Here is a 20836-nt window from a genome sequence, read left to right on the forward strand (position 1 = left end):
TCCGCCAAATCGGGCGGCGTCGCGTAACGAGGCGCTTTCTGGCAAAATCTGCCTGATTCGCAAACGTGACATCAAATGCGGTGATTTTGGGTCACGCCCCGGCGGACGTGCCGCCCGAACAGGATTGAAGATCTGAACGACTCCATGGAAGACAGCAACGACCTCTTCTCCGGAATGCCTCTCGCGCCCAAGCAGGAAGAGGCACCCAAGCCAGCTCCCGCCCCTGCCGCGGCCCCCGCGGCAACGGCACGCCCTGCCCCGGCAACATCGAATGGCGACGATTACGGCGCCTCGTCGATCCGCGTCCTCGAGGGCCTTGAACCGGTGCGCATGCGCCCCGGCATGTATATCGGCGGCACCGACGAGAAGGCGCTGCACCACCTCTTCGCCGAAGTCATCGACAACGCGATGGATGAAGCGGTTGCTGGTCACGCCAATTTCATCGAGGTTCATCTCGATCTCCAGGGCTACCTGACCGTCACGGATAACGGCCGCGGCATCCCGGTCGAGAACCATCCGCAGGTTCCCGGCAAGTCGACGCTCGAAGTCATCATGACCAAGCTCCATGCCGGCGGTAAGTTCGACGGCAAGGCCTATGAGACGTCGGGCGGTCTGCACGGCGTCGGCGTTTCGGTCGTCAACGCGTTGTCTGATGATCTGGAAGTCGAGGTTGCCCGCAATCGCAAACTCTACCGCCAGCGCTTCTCGCGCGGCCTGCCGCAGGGCGGGCTCGAGGATCTCGGCGATGTTCACAACCGCCGCGGCACCCGCGTCCGCTTCCATCCCGATCCGCAGATCTTCGGCGATCATGCCAAGTTCGATGGCGCCCGCGTCTTTCGTATGGCGCGCTCGAAGGCCTATCTCTTCGGCGGTGTCGAAATCCGCTGGAGCTGTGACGACGGCGTTCTGCCCGAGGGTTCTGATGTTCCGAACAAGGCGGTCTTCCATTTCCCCGGTGGCCTGAAGGACTATCTCCAGGCGACGATGGGCAAGGAATTCACCGTCACCCGCGAGATCTTCGCCGGCAAGTCGGAGAAGGCAAGCGGCCATGGTTCGCTCGAATGGGCGATCACCTGGTACGGCGGCGACCCGCAGGTCCATTCCTACTGTAACACCATCCCGACGCCCGAAGGCGGCACGCATGAGGCGGGTCTTCGTATCGCGCTCACCAAGGGCCTCAAGGCCTATGCCGACCTGACACAGAACAAGCGCGCCGCGCAGATCACCACCGATGACGTGATGATCTCGGCCGTCGGCATGCTCTCGGTCTTCATCCGCGAGCCGGAATTCGTCGGCCAGACAAAGGACAAGCTGGCGACCGTCGAGGCCCAGCGCATCGTCGAAAATGCGCTTCGCGACCCCTTCGACCACTATCTCGCCGATAACCCGAACGAGGCGGCCAAGCTGCTCGACTGGGTCATCGAGCGCGCCGAAGAGCGCCTTCGCCGCCGCAAGGAAAAGGAAGTCAACCGCAAGACCGCCGTGCGCAAGCTGCGCCTGCCCGGCAAGCTTGCCGACTGCTCGCAGAACACCGCCCAGGGCGCCGAGCTCTTCATCGTCGAGGGTGACTCGGCAGGTGGCTCCGCCAAGCAGGCGCGCAACCGCGCCAATCAGGCGATCCTGCCGCTGCGCGGCAAGATCCTCAACGTCGCCAGCGCCGGCCGTGAAAAGCTCGGCGCCAACCAGCAGCTCTCGGACCTCGTCCAGGCGCTCGGCTGCGGCACCCGCTCGAAATACCGTGAGGAAGATCTCCGCTACGAGCGCGTCATCGTCATGACCGATGCCGACGTCGATGGCGCGCATATCGCTTCGCTGCTGATCACCTTCTTCTACCAGGAAATGCCGGAGCTCGTGCGCGGCGGTCACCTGTTCCTCGCCGTTCCGCCGCTCTACAAGATCAGCCAGGGCGCCAAGTCGGCCTATGCTCGCGACGACGCCCATCGCGCCGAACTGATCGCCACAGAGTTCAAGGGCAAGAAGGTCGAGATCAGCCGCTTCAAAGGTCTCGGCGAAATGCTGCCGGCACAGCTCAAGGAAACGACGATGGATCCGAGCAAGCGCACGATGCTGCGCGTGCTGATCGACGAAGTCGATTTCGAGGGTACACGCACGGCCGTCGACGATCTCATGGGTACGAAGCCGGAAGCCCGCTTCCGCTTCATCCAGGATCGCGCCGCCTTCGCCGATAATCTCGACATCTGAGACATAGCCTTCAGGGCTCTCGAAACGGCGCGACGGTTCTGTCCGTCGCGCTGTTTTCGTTTGGCGTTTCCATGCCGTTGCGATTTCTCGTTGCATGGCCTGCATGATCTTTTGTCCGGCGATCAACACTCTGGCAGGAAATTGCCGTCACACTGCCTTCAGCACGAAGCGCTATGCCAACCGCGGCATGGTCCTTGGCGCGACCGGACCAACGGGTATTTCCTGGCCGAAATGCTTGCGTCCGGTGGCACGATGGCCCATATCCGTGGTTGAGAAGAAAAGCAGGGAACGACGTGAGCCTCTCGAATAAAAACAAACTGCCAGGCGAGCCGCGGTGGCTTGGTCCGTCCGCGCCTGCCCGCACGCCTCTCATTCCCTCGATTTCGGCTGCCCGCTGGCTTCTGATTCTGATCGTCGCGGCCGGCGTCTATTTCTTCTACGGCTTCGTCGTCCCGGTTCTCGCCGCGCTGGTCATCGGCTTTGCCAGCTGGCCGCTCTATCGCAAGCTGCTGGCGCGCGTCGGCGGCAATACCACTGTTGCGGCGACGGTGGCGATCATCCTGATCGTCACGTTCCTGGTCATCCCGATCGTCTTTGCCGTCACCTATACGACCGGCGAAGTGCGCGAATGGGTCGCCTGGGCGATCCGCGCCAACCGTATGGGCGCCCCGACCCCGCAATGGATCCTCGCCCTGCCCTTCGCCGGTCCCTACATCGACGAGCTCTGGACGAAATATATCGGCAGCCCCGGCTCCATGGGTGAAGTCATCCAGGCCGTCAGCGGCGCTAATATCGGCAATATCTACCGCGCGGTCCTCGCCGCGGGCGGCGCCTCGTTCCACCTGCTGCTGACGCTGCTCTTCATGCTGATCGCGCTGTTCTTCGTATATCGCGATGGCGCGTCCTTCTCGAAACAGATCGACATGCTCGGCGAGCGCATTCTGCCGAACCGCTGGGAGCGCATTTCCCGCGTCGTGCCGGCGACGATCAGCTCGACCGTCATGGGCATGACGCTGATCGCCATCGGCGAAGGCATCGTGCTTGGCATCGCCTATTGGATCGCCGGCGTCCCCTCGCCCGTCACGCTCGGCGTTCTCACCGGCATCATGGCGCTGATCCCGGGCGGCGCGCCGCTCTCCTTCACGCTCGTTTCGATCTATCTGGTCGCCAGTGGCTCGCATGTCGCCGGCGCCGGGCTCTTTATCTGGGGCAGTGTCGAACTCTTCATCGTCGACAAGACACTCCGCCCCAAGCTTGTCGGCGGTCCGATCAAGCTGCCGTTCCTGCCAACCTTCTTCGGCCTGGTCGGTGGCGTGAAAACTATGGGCTTCCTCGGGCTCTTCATCGGCCCGGTGCTGATGGCGCTTCTGGTCGCCATCTGGCGTGAATGGATGCACGAGGTCCGCACCTCGGATCAGAGCGGCACCGGCCCCGAAATCATCATCGACGAACAGGCGCCGCCTTCGCAGCGGGCTGCCGACGGCTGATCAGCCGAGCCGCTTTTCCATGAAAAGGCTGAGCGGGTCCGGCTGGTAGGACCCGAACGGTTCGATCTCGACATAGCCATACTTGCGGTAAAGGCCGATCGCTTCGGGCTGGCGGATGCCGGTCTCGAGCCGGATTGCGCCGAGCCCGCGCCTCCTTGCCTGTGTCTCGAGTTCATCCATCAGCCGGCTCGCCACGCGCAGCCCGCGCGCTTGCGGATCGACGAACATTCGCTTGATCTCGGCGGTGCCGTCACCCGCCTCGACGAGCGCCACGCAGCCGACGACAGCGCCGTCATGGCGCGCCACGAAGAAGCTCACCGAAGGCTTCTCCAGCGTCGAGAGATCGACGAGATGGTTGCTCTCTGCCGGATAAAGCGAGGCCGCATAGGCATCCGAAAGGTCGAGCAGGCGCACGACCTCAGGCTGGCGCGGCGATTCGAGGGCGATGCTAACGGTCATGCTGCTCCTGCTTTCCCGGCTGGCTTGCATGACGAAATGGTAATGCAGCCGCCTTTATTCCGTTGGAATTGGAACGTCTAAGATCATCAGTTTCAATAGCCAGGGATCCCGGATATGCAAGCCGTCCTCATCGCCATGACCATCTTCGGGTGCAACGATTCCGTCACCCAATGCAATTACGTGGCGACGGTCGACAAGCACTGGCAGACGGTGGCGATGTGCGATGCCGAATCGGAAAAGCAGCTGAAGGGCTTCACTAACGCCAAGTATCCGACGGTTATCGCCGTCTGCGAGGAACCCAAGCCCGTAACCGCTCCCGAGACGGCGAAGCTTGAAGCGCAGGCAACGGCCGCGGCCCCAGCCGCCGAACAGCCGCAGCCAACCGGCCTTCGCGCCTACGCTATAAGGGTTGCCGAGCGCGTCCGCGCCGGCCTGCCGACAGGAGAAGGCATCAAGGCGACACTCGCCAAGCCCGTTCATTTCGTTTCGAATGGATATTCCTGGGTCGCCCAGCGGCTTACCAACTAGGCGGCGACGAGCGCTGCTTGCGAGGCATAGGCGCGCGCCGACTGACGCTGCTCGGCGATGTGCAGCTTCTCGACCATGTCGAGTAGCTCCTTGACGGCGTCATGGGCGCCGTGATGGCGGAAGCGTTCGAGCAGCCGTCCGCAGATCGTAGAAAGCATCGTGCCCGAAGCCTTGCGCGACGCCTCGCGCCAGAGCAGCGTCGCCTCGACGAAAATGGTGCTGATCTCGCGGGTTAGCCCCGCGGTCTCGTAGAGAGCCCGGACCGCATGCATACGGCCGGTCGCCAGGATCGAGCGGACCCGCTTTTCACTGCAGCCCGTCAGGTTGACGACGGCGCTTGCGAAGAAATCGACCTTCCCAGAGCATAGCGCATGCATCAGGAAGGACGGTGTCAGATGGCCGTGGACGCGCAGATGCTCCACAAGGTCGTCAATCTCACGCGGCTGGATCTCTCCGGCGATCGACACGACGGCAGACTGCGTCGCCTCGCGGCTGATACGCTGCAGGCGGTTGATGCCGATGGCGGCCTGCGCGAGCGGCAGCGCCACAAGCGCATTGCTGACATGCTGCGTCAGAAGCTGGCGGGCATCGGCCGGCAAGCTGTCGCGATCGAGCAGCAGATTGCGGATATCGCAGCAGTCGCCGAGCCGTTCGGCAATACGCTTCAGGGAAAGCGGCGCGATCGCAGCGCCCTCGTTTTCCAGAAGGCAGAGAACGTCCTCCTCCCCACCGACTTCGGCAAGGGCGGCGCAGACGGCCCGCGATACCGCGCTGCGTGCAGCGATCAGCATACGCGTCACGTCGCTGCCGCGGCCGGCCAGGTCGACCAGATCGGCATCGGTCAGGAGCGGCGAGCAGGTAACGGCATGGCAGGCAATTTCAGGCTGGTCTTCGGCAAGTGCCAGGATCAGCGACCGCGGCGCCTCGCCGGACCAGGCGATGGCTTCGGCAAGGGCAAGGCGAACTTTCGGCGAGGGATCGTCGAGCAGGAAGGTCATCGCCATCTCGGCGGCCTTACGCTCTTCAGGCTGCATCTCGGACTGGAGATAGGCCCGGCCAAGGGCGCTGGCCGCTCGTGCCCGGTCTCCGGACTTGGCGGTTTCGACCCAGCGAAGGAATGCCTCTACAATCACCATTACGCCCCAGTCTGCTGAACGTGATTCCTTCACGTCCCTCTTGTTCTGAGAACGCTACCGGCAAATGGTTTATGATTGGTTCACCATATTCATTAACCCTTGCGCGGGCCGCGTCAGGGCGTCTTGGGGCGGATAAGTTCGAAGACGTCGCTGCCTTCGGCGTAGTCCATATAGCCCATGCGCGCCACCGGCCGGGCGATCGCCATGTCGAGACGGCCCTCGCGGATGATCGTCTCATCGATGTGGATGCCGACGACTTCGCCAATCACCATGACATTCTCGGAGGGTTCGCCGGACAAGCCCCTCGGCTCGATGATCTCGGTGACCTTGCACTCCAGGACGGCAAATGCCTCGGCGACGTAGGGCGCGTCGACGATCTCCCCCTGCTTGGCCGTCAGCCCGGAGAATTCGAACTCGTTGACGCCATAAGGTACGGTCGCGGACGACAGGTTCATCTGGTCGACGAGATTGCGGCTGACGAAGCTGCAGGTGAAGACGCCGGTCTCGCGGGCATTCTGCTGGCTGTGCTTGCGCCCGCTGGATGAAAACATCACCAGCTTCGGGCGATCCGAAATCGCGTTGAAGAACGAATATGGGCCGAGGTTCAGCGAGCCATCGGTCCCTTTGGTGCCGATCCAGCCGATCGGCCGCGGGGCGACGATCGCCTTGAAGGGATCGTGCGCCAGCCCATGCTTGTTGGTATCGGTCGGGTAGAACATCACGTGTCTCCGCCGACCCAGGTGACGGTCTCGGTCAGTTCCGGACGCGGCCGCTCGACCGGCGGAAACTCGGACGAGCCCATATGAATGAAGCCGGCGACCTTCTCGCCCGGCTGGACGCCGAGCAGCGGATAGGCGCGCTCGTCGAAGGCGAACCATTCCGTCAGCCAGTTCGCCACCCAGCCATGCGCATTGGCGGCGAAGATGACGTTGAGGCAAAGCGCGCCTGCCGACATCACCTGTTCCCATTCAGGGATCTTGAAATGCGGGCCTGCCTTGCTGACGATCGCGACGACAACAGGAGCGCGCGTGAAGCGCGTCCGCTCGACCTGGATCATTTCGTCGGAGAGATCAGGCTTGGCTTCGAGCGCGAGCTTCAGAAGCTCCTCGCCGATCCGCACGCGCTCTTCGCCGCGATAGACGATGAAGCGCCAGGGGGCGAGCTTGCCGTGATCGGGAACGCGCGACGACAGGCGGAGGATTTCCTCGATCTCGGCCTTCTCCGGACCCGGCTCGCACATCTGGAACGCGGGGATGGAGCGGCGCACGTTGAGGTAATCGATCAGCTTGATATCGGATTTCATGCGGGAGAAACTTTCAATTTCGGGACAGCGAGGGGGATGGGTCTTGAATTTGCCATCGGGTTGGTCTTGAAGTGGCCCCTGTGATTTCTAAAGTCAATCTGTCCAGGAAACACATGACCGGCATTTTGCCCTTCGCGCGGCTCGCCCTTGCGCTCGCACTGGTGATCGCCTCGCCGTTTTCGGCAGGCGCGCAGGAGGCGTTCAAGGACTTCAAGCAGCTCGACACGACGTCCAAGATGCCGAAGCTCAACGCCTTCATCGCGCCGGGCACGACACCTCCGGGCGCGCTGCTGCATGAAGTGCCGATGGAGGCCAAGCTGACCGCCGACGGCCAGCCGGTCGAGGACGGTCTTTCCTGGTATGTCTTTAGCCCGATTGCCGGCGCCGATGGCAAGTTGCCGCTGATCGCCAGCGCCAAGGGCGGCTCGGCCGCCTTCCAGCTCGCGCCCGGCGACTATTTCGTCAACGTCTCCTTCGGCCGCGCCGGCGTCACCAAGAAGGTCAACGTTCCCGATAGCGGCGCAGTCGACAAGCAGGTCATGGTGCTCGATGCCGGTGGTCTGCTGCTCAACGCCGTCTCCGGTTCCGATGTTCGCATCCGCCCGGAGCAATTGAGCTTCTCGATCTATTCCTCGGAAGTACGCGACGACGGTGAGCGCGGCCTCGTCATGGCCGACGTTTCGCCGAACACCGTCGTGCGCCTCAATGCCGGCACCTATCACGTCGTCTCCGAATATGGCGACGTCAACGCCGTCATCCGCGCCGACATCCAGGTCGAAGCCGGCAAACTGACGGAAGCGACGATCCAGCACCGCGCGGCGCAGATCACCTTCAAGCTCGTCTCTGAAGCCGGTGGCGAAGCGATCGCCGATACGGCCTGGTCGATCCTGACGGCGGCCGGCGACAGCGTCGGCGAAAGCGTCAGCGCCTTCCCGACGATGGTTCTGGCCGAGGGCGAATATTCCGCCGTCGCCCGCAACAAGGACAAGATCTACCAGCGCGACTTCAAGGTCGCAGCCGGCAAGAACACCGATGTGGAAGTCCTCATGAAGGATGTTCAGCCGCAGGAGCCCGATAGCGCTGCGACCACCGTCCAGCCCGAGCCGCAGCCGGCGGCTGCGGGCGAACCGCCGCAGAATTCCGCCCAGGCACCGCTCCCGTCCTACGACCAGCTCGTTCCGAGCAGCGGATCGGACGGCGCAGACGCCGATTGACCGGCCGTTCACCTCGTCTGAACGGAGCATTCCCCTCGCCCATCCCGATGATCAGCGCATAGCCCGCGCCCCGCGTCGCCGCATCCGATTAGGCGAATAGAAGCCTGTATCCGGACATGCGATGGTTGCGCGTACGGAGGGGTTCCGTATCGAGAAGTCATGCCGAACGAAGGAGGTGTCCCATGCGGACCATCTGCGCGGCATTGACGATGTGTATCGCGCTCGCGCTCTGTGCGCCGAGTGTCAAGTACGTCAGTTTGCCCGGATATGCCTTCAAGACCGACCCGAAATGCATGCGGACGGTATCGAAGGCCAAGTTTGACCGCAAATGCGATTGGCCGAAGTTGGGGATCAAGGATTTCACGCCGCCAAGCGTCACCGTTCTCGGAATATGAAAATCAAAGGGGCGGCCCTCTCGCGAGCGCCGCCCCTTTTTCATCTGTTTGCTTCAACCGGAAGCGATCAGGCAGCCTTGGCCTTCTTCGCTTCGATCTTGCGGCGCACATCCGGCGGCGTCGCTTCCCAGGTCAGGCTCTCGATCGCCGCATCGAGCGTCATCGAGGTCTGTTCCTGGCTGCCGAGACGGCGGATGTTGACGGTGCGCTCTTCCGCTTCCTTCTTGCCGCAGACGATGATCACCGGAACCTTCGTAACGGAATGTTCGCGGACCTTGTAGTTGATCTTTTCGTTACGGAAGTCGGTCGACACGTTCAGACCGGCGTCACGCAGCGCATCGGCAACTTCCTGACCGTAGCCGTCGGCTTCCGAGGTGATCGTCGCAACGACGATCTGCTGCGGCGCGATCCAGAGCGGCATATGACCGGCGAAGTTCTCGATCAGGATGCCGAGGAAGCGCTCCATCGAGCCGCAGATGGCGCGATGGATCATGACCGGCTGGGTCTTCTCCGAATTGCTGTCGATGTAGAAGGCACCGAAGCGTTCCGGCAGGTTGAAGTCGACCTGCGTTGTGCCGCACTGCCATTCACGGCCGATGGCGTCCTTCAGGGTATATTCGAACTTCGGACCGTAGAAGGCGCCCTCGCCCGGCAGGATGCCGGTCTTGATGCGGCCCTCGGACTGCGCCTCGATCGTCTTCAGCACGTCCATCATCACGCTTTCGGCGCGATCCCAGAGGGCATCGGTGCCGACGCGCTTTTCCGGGCGGGTGGAGAGCTTGACGACAATCTCCTTGAAACCGAAGTCCTCGTAGACCGAGAGGATCAGGTCGTTGATGCGCAGGCATTCCGCCGCCATCTGCTCGTCGGTGCAGAACACATGCGCGTCGTCCTGCGTGAAGCCGCGCACGCGCATCAGGCCATGCAGAGCGCCCGAGGCCTCGTAGCGGTGCACGTTGCCGAACTCGGCAAGGCGGATCGGCAGCTCGCGGTAGGACTTCAGGCCGTGCTTGAAGATCTGCACGTGACCCGGGCAGTTCATCGGCTTCAGCGCGAAGATGCGGTTATCCGCTTCCTTGTCCTCGGGATGCGTGAAGGCATAGGCCGACTTCACCGCAAACATGTTCTCCTGGTACCAACCCCAGTGACCGGAGGTCTCCCAGAGCGAGGCGTCGAGAACCTGCGGCGCGTTGACCTCTTCATAGGTGCCGGCCAGGCGGCGGCGCATATAGGCGGTCAGCGACTGGAACATCCGCCAGCCCTTGCCATGCCAGAAAACCACGCCTGGACCCTCTTCCTGGAAATGGAACAGGTCCATTTCGCGGCCGAGCTTGCGGTGGTCGCGCTTCTCGGCTTCGGCGAGGATATGCAGGTAGTTGTCGAGTTCCGACTGCTCGGCGAAAGCCGTGCCGTAGATGCGCGACAGCATGGCGTTGTTGCTGTCACCACGCCAGTATGCACCGGCAACCTTCATCAGCTTGAAGGCCGTGCCGATCTGACCGGTCGACGCCATATGCGGGCCGCGGCAGAGGTCGAACCAGTCGCCCTGATAGTAGATCTTCAGGTCCTGTCCTTCAGGAATCGCATCGACGAGCTCGACCTTGTACTGCTCGCCCTTGGCGGCAAATACTTCCTTGGCCTTTTCACGCGACCAGACCTGCTTGGTGAAGGGCGCGTTCCGGGCGATGATCTCCTTCATCTTCTTTTCGATCTTCGGCAGATCGTCAGGCGTGAAGGGCTCGTTCTTGGCGAAGTCGTAATAGAAGCCGTTCTCGATCACCGGACCGATGGTCACCTGCGTGCCGGGCCAGAGCTCCTGCACGGCTTCGGCCATGACGTGGGCGGCATCGTGACGGATCAGCTCCAGCGCGCGCTCATCGCTGCGCGTGATGATCTCGATCTTGCCGTTGACGACGGGATCGGACAGGTCGCGCACAACGCCGTCGATCGCGATCGCGACGGACTTCTTGGCCAGCGACTTGGAAATGGATTCGGCAACGTCCTTGCCGGTCGTACCGGCCGCGAACTCGCGCACATTGCCATCAGGGAAAGTCAGGGAAACGGATTGGGACATATCGATATTCTCCTTGTCCAGTCCCGCCAACGAATGCGGGTGGTTGCAAATGAAGCGGCTGCGTCCGTACGCAAGCGCTGCCGCGTGATAGTCGGATTTGCTCTTTTAGTAAAGGATGAGCGGGCTGCTAGATGAGATCGGCAATGCCCCGAACGGTGTTCCAGTTGCGCAGCGTACCCACGCCCATCCGCCTGGTCGTCAGCGCCGACAACAGCTTCCATTCGCTCGGCTTGCCGGCAAAATCGATCCAGAGATCGCCATCGACAAGCGCCAACCGCTGGCTCGGATCGGCATAGGGCTTCAACTTCTCGAAAACAGGCCGTTCAAGTGCCCTGCGCATCACCCGGATGATCACCTGACTGCCCTCGCCATCAGGAAACGGGTTCGATCGCGCCAGCCGCTGCCAGCTTGTGCCGGTCCGCGCTATGATATCGACCGGTTTGCCGTACCTTTCGCGAAATGCGGCCTCAAGCTTGGTTTCAATTTCACCGATCGGTGACTCCGGCGTTTCGAAGATGATATTGCCGGTCGAAACCAGCGTGCGTGGATTGCGGTAGCCGAGCGAGGATGCCATGTCGCGCAAATCCGCCATCACCACCCGCTTGCCGGGCGCAATGACGATGCTGTGCAGCAGCGCGACATAAGTCGTCATGCGGCCTTCCGGCCAAACGCCAGGTAGCGCCACGGCGTCCACCAATGGAACCGCTTTTCGAGCGCCTCGGGCACCGGGTCGAGCCCGCTCGTGCCGCCCGGGCCGCAACGCCCGACGCGAAACAGCGTCATCCAGCCCCCGGCCCACAGGCCATGCCGGGCGACAGCCTCGTAGCCATATTCGGAGCAGGTTGGAATATGCCGGCAGGAATTGCCGATGAAGCCTGAAAGCGTCAGCTGGTAGAGGCGGATGAAACCCATGCCGAACAGCCGGCCGGGCGTCTTCGAAAAGCGGCCCGAATAGTTTCGCGAAAAGCGCTTGGCCTTCGGCGGGGGAGCCGCGGCACCCCCTTCATCTTCATCATCATGCTTAAGGGCGCAGAATTCGCACATCGGCTCAGGCGTCCGCCATCTCGGCGCGTTTTGCCTCGATCTGGCCGATCGCATCGACGACGGCATCGAAGGTGAGCATGGTGGAGGCGTGGCGGGCCTTGTAATCCTTGACGGGACGCAGGTAGCGCATCTCCTCGAAACGGCCCTCCGGTCCCTCGCCATCAGCCTTCAACATGGCGAGCATGTCCTCGCGCGCCTTGCGCAACTCGGCGGCCGTGGCGCCGACCACGTGGCGCGCCATCACCGATGAGGATGCCTGGCCGAGGGCGCAGGCTTTGACGTCATGGGCGAAGTCGCTGACGGTATTGCCGTCCATCTTCAGCCAGATCTTCACCTTGGAGCCGCAGAGCTTCGAATGCGCCTGAGCGCTGGCATCGGCGTCATCGAGACTGCCGATGCGCGGAATATTGCCTGCGAATTCGAGGATTTTGCTGTTGTAGATCTCGTCCATGATCAATTCCGCTCCAGAGTTCCGCGGACCGGCTCGCTTGGTGGCCATTGTATCTTAAACAAAAAACACACCGTGTCGTGTTAGGATACTTACATGAAGACGCTGTCTTCCTATATGTATGTCGTTCGAGGGCCACGAAAATGCAATGGCCCCCGGTAAGTTTGATTGGGAAACCGTGCCGGAAGGGCCATCGCCCCGAAAGCCCCGGAGCCTGCCAAAGGTGCAAAAATTCCTGAAGGGAATACCAGTGGCGAGTCCGAAGACGGGTCCGCATGACAGCGGATCAGGAGACTTGAACAGTATGGACGCCATCGTAAAGAATTTTCCGAACAACAGCCGCGATTCCAACCGCCCCACCCAAAAGGAAGCCGAAGAGGCCGTCCGCACCCTGCTCCGCTGGGCGGGCGACGATCCGGCGCGCGAAGGCCTGCTCGACACGCCGTCCCGCGTCGCCAAGGCCTATCGTGAACTCTTCGCCGGCTATGACATGGACGCCGAAGACGTTCTCGGACGCACCTTCGAAGAGGTTGCCGGCTATGACGACATGGTGCTGGTGAAGGACATTCCGTTCTTCTCGCATTGCGAACATCACATGGTGCCGATCATCGGCAAGGCGCATGTGGCCTACCTACCGGACGGCAAGGTGCTCGGTCTCTCGAAGATCGCCCGCACCGTCGAGATCTTCGGCCGCCGCCTGCAGACCCAGGAAACCATGACGGCGCAGATATCGAAAGCGATCGACGAAACGCTCCGTCCGCGCGGTGTCGCAGTCATGATCGAAGCCGAACATATGTGCATGGCGATGCGCGGTGTGCAGAAGCAGGGTTCGACCACATTGACGACAACCTTTACTGGGACCTTCAAGTCCGAGCCCGCCGAACAGGCGCGATTCATGTCCATGGTACGGGGCCGCTGATCCGGCTCCATAGAGAGAGCCGATCGATGACGCCCTTCGCCTTCAACGCGCCTTCAGACGACAAATCCGAGCTCGAGGACGCGGGGGACTTCACCCCGCGCTTCGACGATCGCGGCCTGATCACCGCCATCGTCACGGACATCAACGACGGCGAGCTGCTGATGGTGGCGCATATGAACGCCCAGGCGCTGGCGCTGACCATCCAGACCGGCAAGGCCCACTATTTCAGCCGCTCGCGCGGCAAGCTCTGGCTGAAGGGTGAAACGTCGGGCAATGTCCAGACGGTCAGGGAGATCCGTACCGATTGCGATCAGGATGCCATCTGGCTGAAAGTAGAGGTCGCCGGTCACGAAGCGACATGCCATACTGGCCGCCGTTCCTGTTTTTACCGCACCGTATCGCTGCAGGATGGAAAGCCGATGCTCGACATCGTCGATGACGAGCGCCATTTCGACCCGGCTGACGTCTACAAGAAATAGCGCAAAACTGGGGCATTTTGCCTCTTATTGGGTCAGTTTCGCCCGCTATATACGATTTGGAAAGGGAAGAGGGACACAGTTAGAAGACCACAGTGTTCTGCCGGGAGGAGGCACGCCATGCTGAACTGGAGTTTGCACCGTCAAGGCTCTGAGGCTGGCACATCCGACTCCGGTGCATCTTCCACATTGCCCGACATGACCGTTCCGCCTATCTCGCCCCTGCCCCAGAAGAAAGCCAAGATCGCTCTCGCGCTCGGCGGCGGTGCTGCGCGCGGCTGGGCCCATATCGGCGTGCTGCGCGCGCTCGATGAAGCCGGGATCGAAATCGGCATGATCGCCGGGACCTCGATCGGCGCCCTTGTCGGCGGCTGCTATCTGGCCGGCAAGCTCGACGAGCTGGAGGAATTCGCCCGCTCTCTGACCATGCGCCGCATCGCCAGTCTTCTCGACCTCACCATCGGCGGCAGCGGCCTGTTCGGCGGCATGCGGCTGACGAAGCGCATGGCCGAGCATCTGGAAGGATTGAATATCGAGGATCTCGACCGTCCCTTCGTCGCCGTCGCGGCAGAGGTCAATACCGGTCACGAGGTCTGGATTTCGAACGGCTCGCTGATCACCGCGCTGCGCGCTTCCTACGCCCTCCCCGGCATCTTTGAGCCGATCCGCAGCAACAACCGTACGCTGGTCGATGGTGCGCTCGTCAATCCTGTCCCGGTCTCCGTCTGCCGCAGCTACGAGCAGCCGCTGGTCTGCGCCGTGAACCTGAATTACGACCTCTTCGGCCGCTCGGCCGTCGTCAAGCACAATGCCGGGCTGACGGCACAGGAAGTGCAGAAGCGCGAGGAAACGCCCTATACGCGCCTCGGCATGACCGGCGTCATGGTCCAGGCTTTCAACATCATCCAGGACAGGATTTCGCGCGCCCGCCTCGCCGGCGATCCGCCGGACATTTCGCTTCATCCGCGGCTCAGCGATATCGGGCTGTCCGAGTTCCATCGCGCCGGCGAAGCAATCGAGCGCGGCTACGAGGAAGCCTCTATCAGGCTTCCTGAACTCAAGAGAATGCAGGAAGTGTTCGCCGGCCACGGCTGATGGCGGCCGGCAACCTCTTTACCCTGCAATATAGGCTTTGATTTCTTCGGCCTCGCGCTCGACTTCCGCAATGCGGGTCTTCACCACGTCACCGATCGAAATGATCCCGGCAAGCTTGCCGTTGGTTTCGACGGGAACATGGCGGAAGCGCTTGCTGGTCATCAGTTCCATCAGTTCGTTGACCGTCGATTCTTCATGGCAGCGGAAAACCTTCGATGTCATCAGCGAAGCCACCGGCTGATCGAGACAGTCCTTGCCGGACTTGGCAATCGCATTGACGACGTCACGTTCGGTGAAGATGCCGGAAATCTTTCCCTGCACCCCGACCACGACGATCGCGCCGATTTTCTTCTGGCTGAGCACCTTGGCAGCCTCCGCGACGGTCGTGTTTGGACCGGCCGTGACGACGTCGCGGCCCTTCAGATCGAGGATGGCCTTTACGGTATTGGACATTCACAACCTCCTATGTCGTAAGTGGAAACACTATACTGTTCACAGGCATCCGCGGCGGTCTCTCCTCCCAGCGCGGATCAGTTGGAATGGTGCACTTCAACGCTCAAGATTGCAATACGGCCGGTTCCTCGGGCTCCTCGTCCGAAGGCGGTAGAGCCCGGTCGAAAAGCGGAAACAGGAAGAATCCGAAGACGAAGCCGCCGATATGCGCATCCCAGGCGATCGCCTGGCTGCCGTCACCGATCAGCGGCACGCCGACGGCGATCAGCGCATTGCCGAACAGCCAGAACAGCGTGAAGACGATGACGGTACGGCTGCGGAAAGTCTCGGCGATCGACAGCCGCGGATTGAGATGCGCCGGCACGCCGGCCCGCGCCTGAGCCGGGAAGGCAAAGCGGCAGGCCGCGCCCATCAGGCCGGAAATCACCCCCGAAGCGCCGATCAGCAAGGTCGGATCGCCCCAGTTCAGCGCGGCATGAAGTGCAGCCGAGGCGATCGACGACAGAACCCAGAAAGCCAGATAGCGGGCGACACCGATTCGCCGGATCACCGGCGCACCGAAGGCCATCAGCCACAGGCCGTTGAAGAGGATATGTTCGATGCTGCCGTGGAGCAGCGAATAGGTCACCGGGCTCCAGAGCCACTCCAGCCCCTGCTCCGTAAGCGGCATGACATAGCGGGCGGGGATGAAGCCGAAGGTGACGAGCAGCCATTCGACAGCCTGATCGGAAAGAACCAGCGTCTGGACGGCATAGATGATGGCGAGCAGCGCGAGCGTCGCGACGAGAATGCCCGGCAGATTGAAGATCGGCTCTCGCTTTGGAATCCGTTCTTCCTCGTTGACCTGCCGTCCCGCCGATTGATCGTCCATCTTTGCCCTCGCCGTTGATGGCCAAAGCATTACAGGAGCGCCGGGCAAAAAAAAAGCCGTCCGGAAGAACCGGACGGCGGCCGAGCGTCCCCCGGGGATGACCCCGTGCCCGATGAGCTTGTGTGCTGAACTTCGTTGCCGAAGTGATGAGCGACAGTCCCATGAAGCCTGCGCCAGCACAACCGAAACCCTTCTTTAACCTTAACGGCTCCGAACTGGCATGAAACCCGCAGGGTAACCCTCAGATGGGCCATGAAGGCCCGTTTCTGGACTGTAATGAAACAGATTGGGTGTCCCGTGCGTCATCAGACCGTCATCGATGTTTACGACTACTGGAACCGCTTGCGCGGCGCCGGCGAAGCGCCGTTGAAGTCGCAGATCGAGCCGTCCAGTTTGGGTCACTTCCTGCCAAGCCTTTTCATCCTCGAAAAGAGCGGCGACGACATCATCACTTTCCGCCTCGCGGGAGCCAAGATCTCGGACCTGTTCGGCCGCGATCTGCGCGACGAAAGCTTCTCGGATCTCTTCGGCGATGGCTATAGCGCGACGATCGAAGCCACCATTGCCGGCGCCATGCGCCACACAATGCCTGCCCTCATCAATGCCACCGGTTATAGCACCGCCGGCCATCGCGCCGCTTTCGAGATCGCGCTCATGCCGCTGCGCTCGGAAGATGGTCACTGCGAGCGGATGCTTGGCGTCATCGCCGCGATGACTGTCGCGACCTGGCTCGAAGTCGTGCCGCTTGACTTCCTGGTTCTCGATCGTTGCCGGGCACTGCGCAGCTTCCAGGGCGCACCCGACGGTGTCTGGCCCGCCGCTCCGCGCACGCCGCGCCAGCAGGGCTTGGCGGGAATTCTCGGCCGCGTCGTCTCTTCGTTCCGTCCTGGTTCAAGCGCCCGCTGACTGTCCCGGAACGATACAACCGGAACCCATTCCGGAAGCTGTAATCAGGGGCAGTCAGACAACCTTCTGTTAATGTGTTGCGGGTAATGATCCCAGCATATCATTTTATAAAGAAGCGCTTTCATGCACTCGTTCCAGCAAGCCCAGACGCAGAGAGCGCCGCGCCCTGAACAGGGTGTTTTTCAGCGCGTGCCCATCAATATGCAGGGCCGCCTGATGCTTGCGAATTACGAAGAGTACGAATGCATGGTCATCGACATGTCGCCGGGCGATATGTACGTCACCTGCATCGGCCGCCCTCGCTCCAATGAACGCGTCGTCGCCTATATCGATCATCTCGGCCGTGTGGAAGGCCATGTGATGACGGTCGATGCCCGCGGCTTCACGATGTCCATCAATGCGACTGAGCGCAAGCGCGAAAAGCTTGCCGCGCAGCTGACCTGGCTTGCCAACAAGCACGAGCTCGGCCTTCCCGAAGATCGCCGCCACGACCGTCTGACGCCGCGCGAGACCAAGAGCGAACTGACGCTCGAAGACGGCACGCGTTATGTCTGCCGCATCATGGACCTTTCGCTGTCCGGCGCTGCCGTCGATGTTGAGGCTCGTCCGCCGCTCGGCTCTGCCGTCCGCCTCGGCAATATGCGCGGCCGCGTGGTTCGTCACTTCTCCGAAGGCGTGGCGCTGGAATTCCTGTCGCTCCAGTCCCGTGAGACGCTGCGCGAATTTCTCTAAGACGTCATCGTCCCGTCACCGTCGTCGACGAATACAGTCGCCTTGCAAAAGGCGGCTTTTTTGATGGCTGAGCTATTTCCCGACATCGAGCCCTATGGCCACGGCATGCTGGATACCGGCGACGGCAACCGGCTCTATTGGGAATGCTGCGGCAATCCGGACGGCATTCCTGCTCTGGTTCTCCACGGCGGACCCGGATCCGGGTGCTCGACGGGAGCGCGCCGCTATTTTGATCCATCGGCCTACCGCATCATTCTCTTCGATCAGCGCAACTGCGGCCGCAGCCTCCCGAATGCGGCTGATCAGGATTGCGACCTCTCCGGCAACACGACCTGGCATCTGGTCGCCGACATCGAGCGGCTGCGTGCCTATCTCGGCGTCGACCGATTCGTGCTGTTCGGAAATTCCTGGGGCACGACGCTCGCGCTTGCCTATGCGGAGTCGCATCCCGGTCATGTAGCCGCCATGGTGCTTGCCGGTATCACAACCACCCGCCGCTCCGAGATCGACTGGCTCTGCACCGGAATGGCGCGGTTCTTCCCACACGAATACGCCGATTTCACGCAGTCGATCCCGGGCGATCTCGCCCCTCTCGCCTATTACCACGGCCTGCTCAATAGCACCGATCCGGCCGAACGGCAGGCTGCCGCCGTCGCGTGGCATCGTTGGGAGGCGGCCTCGATCCTGCTTGCCGATCCGAACGGCTTGCCGCGCCGCTGGGCGGATGCCCGCTACCTGCTGACCCGTGCGCGGATCGTCACACATTATTTCCACCACGATGCATGGCTTTCCGACCGGCAGCTGCTGCAGGGTGCCGCAGCGCTTGCCGGCATACCGGGAATCCTGATCCAGGGGCGCTTCGATCTCGAGGCACCACTGGTTACGGCTTGGGAATTGCACCAATCCTGGCCAGGCAGCGAGCTTGTCATCGTCGAAAATGCCGCCCATTCGACTGACGACGCTGGCATTTCCGCCGAAATCGTCGCGGCCACCGCAAAAATTCTGCATTTTCTCAAAAAATAATTTTGGCGCCGCAACGTCTGAAATCGCTGTTTTCAGCCGTTTTCACCGCTCTACCTGAGCGATTCCGCATCTTTGGACACCTCAGCAAGCACCTCCCGAAACAACTCAATTCGTAACGAAATCGTAAATCCGGCCCGTGTCGCGTTAAGACTTTCGCCGGAATAGCGCCATTTCGGCACAGAAGACCTATCCCGGAATGGAACAATTTTACTCAAATTCGCCTCGAATTTTCTGCGTCTTTTATGCGCATTCGAGTCAAATATTCTTCAAGTTTTCCGCGCTTTTGAATCAACTAAGCATTTAATTTTACTGCGTAATTTTGCGTGAGATAAAATCGTGCGTGTCATTGTCCTCCCAACAAACGGGGAGACTACAACGACAATGTTCAACGCAATCAAGGGCGCCTTTATCGCCACTGTAATGATGATCACGATGACGGGCCCAGGACAGGCGGCGCCCGGCAGCATGACACTCGCAGGCAATGCCAGCCCGCCGATCGGCGCCTACCAGTTCTGCAAGGAAAACCCGGCAGACTGCAGCAATCCCGCCGGCGACGCCGGTCCGCTGCTTCTGACCGAAGATCGCTGGAAGCAGGTCCTCAAGATCAACTACCAGGTCAATTCCTCGATCCAGCCGATGACCGACATGGAAATCTACGGCGTCGAAGAGCGCTGGGCCTATCCGCGCACCGTCGGCGACTGTGAGGACTATGCGCTGCTGAAGCGCAAGCTGCTGATCGATGCCGGCGTATCGCCCTCCGACCTGCTGATGACCGTCGTGCTTCAGCCGAATGGCGAAGGCCACGCCGTGCTCACCGTCCGCACCGACCATGGCGACTTCATTCTCGATAACATGCGCAACAAGGTCATGCTCTGGGCCGATACCGAATACACCTACCTCAAGCGTCAGTCTTCGGATGATCCGAATCGCTGGATGAAGCTTCAGGATGGCCGTGCGGTCGCCGTCGGTAGCGTTCGCTAACACCTGAAATACCCCGCCGGCCAGTCCGGCGGCCCAAGGCTAGGCACCGGTCAGTCCCCCGCATCCCCGTCCCCGACCGGCGCCCCAGAGCCGCTCCCGCTGTCCCGGGAGCGGCTCGCCTCTTTTGTAGGGCAGAGCCGCCCTTTGGTTAATGCGATATTAACCACCCTCGCCCGATCCTACCGGTAGATTCATCACTGACACCGGCGGCTCACGTTTCTCTTGCGGCGGTCAACGACTGAAGATCCGCCATGAGCCATCCCGCTTCCAATGTTGCCGCGGAAGAGACGCCGCTTCTCTCCAATGGTTTTCTGATCAAGCTCACAGCTGTCGTCGCCGTCCTGGCGCTGCTGACGGTGGCGATCAGCTTTGGCGGACGCTGGTTCGGCCGCCACATCACGCTTGCCGGCAATAGCGACAGCACCGCAGCTGTCAGCATCACCATCGGCCGCGACACCCTGAACCTTTCCGAGAATACCCTCCGATTCCCGAGCCAGCGTCACGGCGGCGTCGCCGAGCGCGCCGACCTCTATCTCACCTGGCCGGAAATGCAGGGCTACACCAAGGAACAGCGCGCCCGCTTCGATGACGTCGCGCAATCCTCTGGCCTGATCTTCCTGCAGATCGCCCAGAGCACTATGTCGCGCGACATGTCGGGGCGCATCGAGCCGATCTATACGCATCTGATGGATGGCGCGGCCGCTCCCTATGCCGATGGCCTGACTTTGCACCGTCTGCGCGCCGATGCTGGCTATAGCGGCGAGGTGTTGCTGACGGCAGCGCGTGAGAACGCCCCCGACTACGCTGTCCGCTGCGTCCTGCCCGACTCACCCGAGGCTGCCACCAGCGGCGACTGCCAGCGCGATATCAAGGTCGGCAAGGATCTGAGCGTGCTCTACCGATTCTCCAGCCGTCATTTGAACGATTGGGACCATATTGATGCCGCTATTCGCACCTTTGTGGAGGCGCGCCTTGCGACCCGTTCTGCAACAAGCCGCTAAAATGCAGCTTGGTGGCGAAAGAAACGATTAATCATAAACGGATTGGTAACTCAGCCCCGGTAACTTCCGAAGACAACGGTCGGCGCGGA

General features: G+C 61.7%; 22 protein-coding genes and 1 pseudogene. 13 read left to right on the forward strand and 10 right to left on the reverse strand.

From position 1 onward, the window contains the following. Positions 1–144 precede the first annotated feature (144 nt). Both parE and ACEN84_RS18800 read left to right on the forward strand, forming a co-directional pair. Positions 145–2202, forward strand: a complete 2058-nt coding sequence (parE, locus tag ACEN84_RS18795) for a DNA topoisomerase IV subunit B (protein ID WP_130278295.1) — start codon at positions 145–147, stop codon at positions 2200–2202. A 293-nt stretch (positions 2203–2495) separates the two neighbouring features. Then, entirely contained in the window at positions 2496–3689 is a 1194-nt protein-coding gene (locus ACEN84_RS18800) for an AI-2E family transporter (RefSeq protein ID WP_413709521.1), read from the forward strand. On the opposite strand, the gene ACEN84_RS18805 is transcribed toward ACEN84_RS18800, so the two are convergent. Further along, positions 3690–4148: a GNAT family N-acetyltransferase gene (locus ACEN84_RS18805; RefSeq protein ID WP_199629620.1), complete on the reverse strand. Its 459-nt coding sequence runs from the start codon at positions 4146–4148 to the stop codon at positions 3690–3692. 114 nt (positions 4149–4262) lie between these two features. Here ACEN84_RS18805 and ACEN84_RS18810 point away from each other — a divergent pair, with 114 nt between their 5' ends. Then, positions 4263–4676, forward strand: coding sequence for a hypothetical protein (locus ACEN84_RS18810; RefSeq protein WP_413709522.1), 414 nt, complete (start codon positions 4263–4265; stop codon positions 4674–4676). Here the strand turns inward: ACEN84_RS18810 and ACEN84_RS18815 are convergent. From ACEN84_RS18815 to ACEN84_RS18825, 3 genes are all read right to left on the reverse strand, one after another. Continuing rightward, positions 4673–5812 (reverse strand): DUF2336 domain-containing protein, encoded by a 1140-nt coding sequence (locus ACEN84_RS18815; RefSeq protein WP_413709523.1) that lies wholly within the window; start codon positions 5810–5812, stop codon positions 4673–4675. The genes ACEN84_RS18810 and ACEN84_RS18815 overlap by 4 nt on opposite strands. A gap of 113 nt (positions 5813–5925) precedes the next feature. Continuing rightward, positions 5926–6531 (reverse strand): flavin reductase family protein, encoded by a 606-nt coding sequence (locus ACEN84_RS18820; protein WP_203428857.1) that lies wholly within the window; start codon positions 6529–6531, stop codon positions 5926–5928. After that, a complete protein-coding gene (locus tag ACEN84_RS18825) occupies positions 6531–7115 on the reverse strand; it encodes a nitroreductase (RefSeq protein WP_413709524.1) in 585 nt (194 codons plus the stop codon). The genes ACEN84_RS18820 and ACEN84_RS18825 overlap by 1 nt, the downstream gene beginning before the upstream one ends. A gap of 113 nt (positions 7116–7228) precedes the next feature. Here ACEN84_RS18825 and ACEN84_RS18830 point away from each other — a divergent pair, with 113 nt between their 5' ends. Both ACEN84_RS18830 and ACEN84_RS18835 read left to right on the forward strand, forming a co-directional pair. Next, entirely contained in the window at positions 7229–8329 is a 1101-nt protein-coding gene (locus ACEN84_RS18830) for a hypothetical protein (RefSeq protein ID WP_112716289.1), read from the forward strand. A 182-nt stretch (positions 8330–8511) separates the two neighbouring features. After that, entirely contained in the window at positions 8512–8724 is a 213-nt protein-coding gene (locus tag ACEN84_RS18835) for a hypothetical protein (RefSeq protein WP_130278289.1), read from the forward strand. Between the two features lie 67 nt (positions 8725–8791). Here ACEN84_RS18835 and thrS read toward each other — a convergent pair whose 3' ends face one another. From thrS to ACEN84_RS18855, 4 genes are all read right to left on the reverse strand, one after another. After that, positions 8792–10798 carry a threonine--tRNA ligase gene (gene thrS, locus ACEN84_RS18840; protein ID WP_413709525.1) on the reverse strand — a complete coding sequence of 669 codons (2007 nt, stop codon included), beginning with the start codon at positions 10796–10798 and terminating at the stop codon, positions 8792–8794. A gap of 127 nt (positions 10799–10925) precedes the next feature. After that, positions 10926–11450: a DUF1697 domain-containing protein gene (locus tag ACEN84_RS18845; protein ID WP_413709526.1), complete on the reverse strand. Its 525-nt coding sequence runs from the start codon at positions 11448–11450 to the stop codon at positions 10926–10928. Beyond that, on the reverse strand, positions 11447–11842 hold the full coding sequence (yidD, locus tag ACEN84_RS18850; RefSeq protein WP_413709527.1) for a membrane protein insertion efficiency factor YidD: 396 nt from the start codon (positions 11840–11842) through the stop codon (positions 11447–11449). Before yidD ends, ACEN84_RS18845 begins: the two co-directional genes overlap by 4 nt. Positions 11843–11846: 4 nt before the next feature. Beyond that, positions 11847–12293, reverse strand: coding sequence for an iron-sulfur cluster assembly scaffold protein (locus tag ACEN84_RS18855; protein WP_413709528.1), 447 nt, complete (start codon positions 12291–12293; stop codon positions 11847–11849). Between the two features lie 301 nt (positions 12294–12594). On the opposite strand from ACEN84_RS18855, the gene folE reads away from it, so the two are divergent. The 3 genes from folE to ACEN84_RS18870 all read left to right on the forward strand — a co-directional run bounded on the left by folE (position 12595) and on the right by ACEN84_RS18870 (position 14780). After that, positions 12595–13209, forward strand: coding sequence for a GTP cyclohydrolase I FolE (folE, locus tag ACEN84_RS18860; protein ID WP_112716301.1), 615 nt, complete (start codon positions 12595–12597; stop codon positions 13207–13209). Between the two features lie 26 nt (positions 13210–13235). Continuing rightward, positions 13236–13688, forward strand: a complete 453-nt coding sequence (gene hisI, locus ACEN84_RS18865) for a phosphoribosyl-AMP cyclohydrolase (RefSeq protein WP_413709529.1) — start codon at positions 13236–13238, stop codon at positions 13686–13688. 117 nt (positions 13689–13805) lie between these two features. Continuing rightward, entirely contained in the window at positions 13806–14780 is a 975-nt protein-coding gene (locus ACEN84_RS18870) for a patatin-like phospholipase family protein (protein WP_112716305.1), read from the forward strand. Positions 14781–14798: 18 nt separating this feature from the next. On the opposite strand, the gene ACEN84_RS18875 is transcribed toward ACEN84_RS18870, so the two are convergent. Next, positions 14799–15233, reverse strand: coding sequence for a CBS domain-containing protein (locus tag ACEN84_RS18875; protein WP_112716307.1), 435 nt, complete (start codon positions 15231–15233; stop codon positions 14799–14801). 103 nt (positions 15234–15336) lie between these two features. Then, entirely contained in the window at positions 15337–16104 is a 768-nt protein-coding gene (locus ACEN84_RS18880; RefSeq protein WP_203428851.1) for a rhomboid family intramembrane serine protease, read from the reverse strand. Positions 16105–16401: 297 nt separating this feature from the next. Between ACEN84_RS18880 and ACEN84_RS18885 the strand changes: the two genes are divergently transcribed. From ACEN84_RS18885 to ACEN84_RS18905, 5 genes and pseudogenes are all read left to right on the forward strand, one after another. Next, positions 16402–17010 (forward strand): PAS domain-containing protein, encoded by a 609-nt coding sequence (locus tag ACEN84_RS18885; RefSeq protein ID WP_413709530.1) that lies wholly within the window; start codon positions 16402–16404, stop codon positions 17008–17010. A gap of 123 nt (positions 17011–17133) precedes the next feature. After that, on the forward strand, positions 17134–17742 hold the full coding sequence (locus ACEN84_RS18890; protein ID WP_199629610.1) for a PilZ domain-containing protein: 609 nt from the start codon (positions 17134–17136) through the stop codon (positions 17740–17742). A 63-nt stretch (positions 17743–17805) separates the two neighbouring features. Next, complete coding sequence (pip, locus tag ACEN84_RS18895; RefSeq protein ID WP_413709531.1) at positions 17806–18765, forward strand: prolyl aminopeptidase; 960 nt, start codon at positions 17806–17808, stop codon at positions 18763–18765. Positions 18766–19146: 381 nt separating this feature from the next. Further along, on the forward strand, positions 19147–19746 hold the full coding sequence (locus tag ACEN84_RS18900; protein WP_112716317.1) for a transglutaminase-like cysteine peptidase: 600 nt from the start codon (positions 19147–19149) through the stop codon (positions 19744–19746). 222 nt (positions 19747–19968) lie between these two features. Then, positions 19969–20747: pseudogene (locus ACEN84_RS18905) on the forward strand (hypothetical protein). Positions 20748–20836 lie beyond the last annotated feature (89 nt).

This window comes from Rhizobium sp. Rhizsp82, from assembly GCF_047325115.1.
Classification (GTDB): domain Bacteria; phylum Pseudomonadota; class Alphaproteobacteria; order Rhizobiales; family Rhizobiaceae; genus Rhizobium.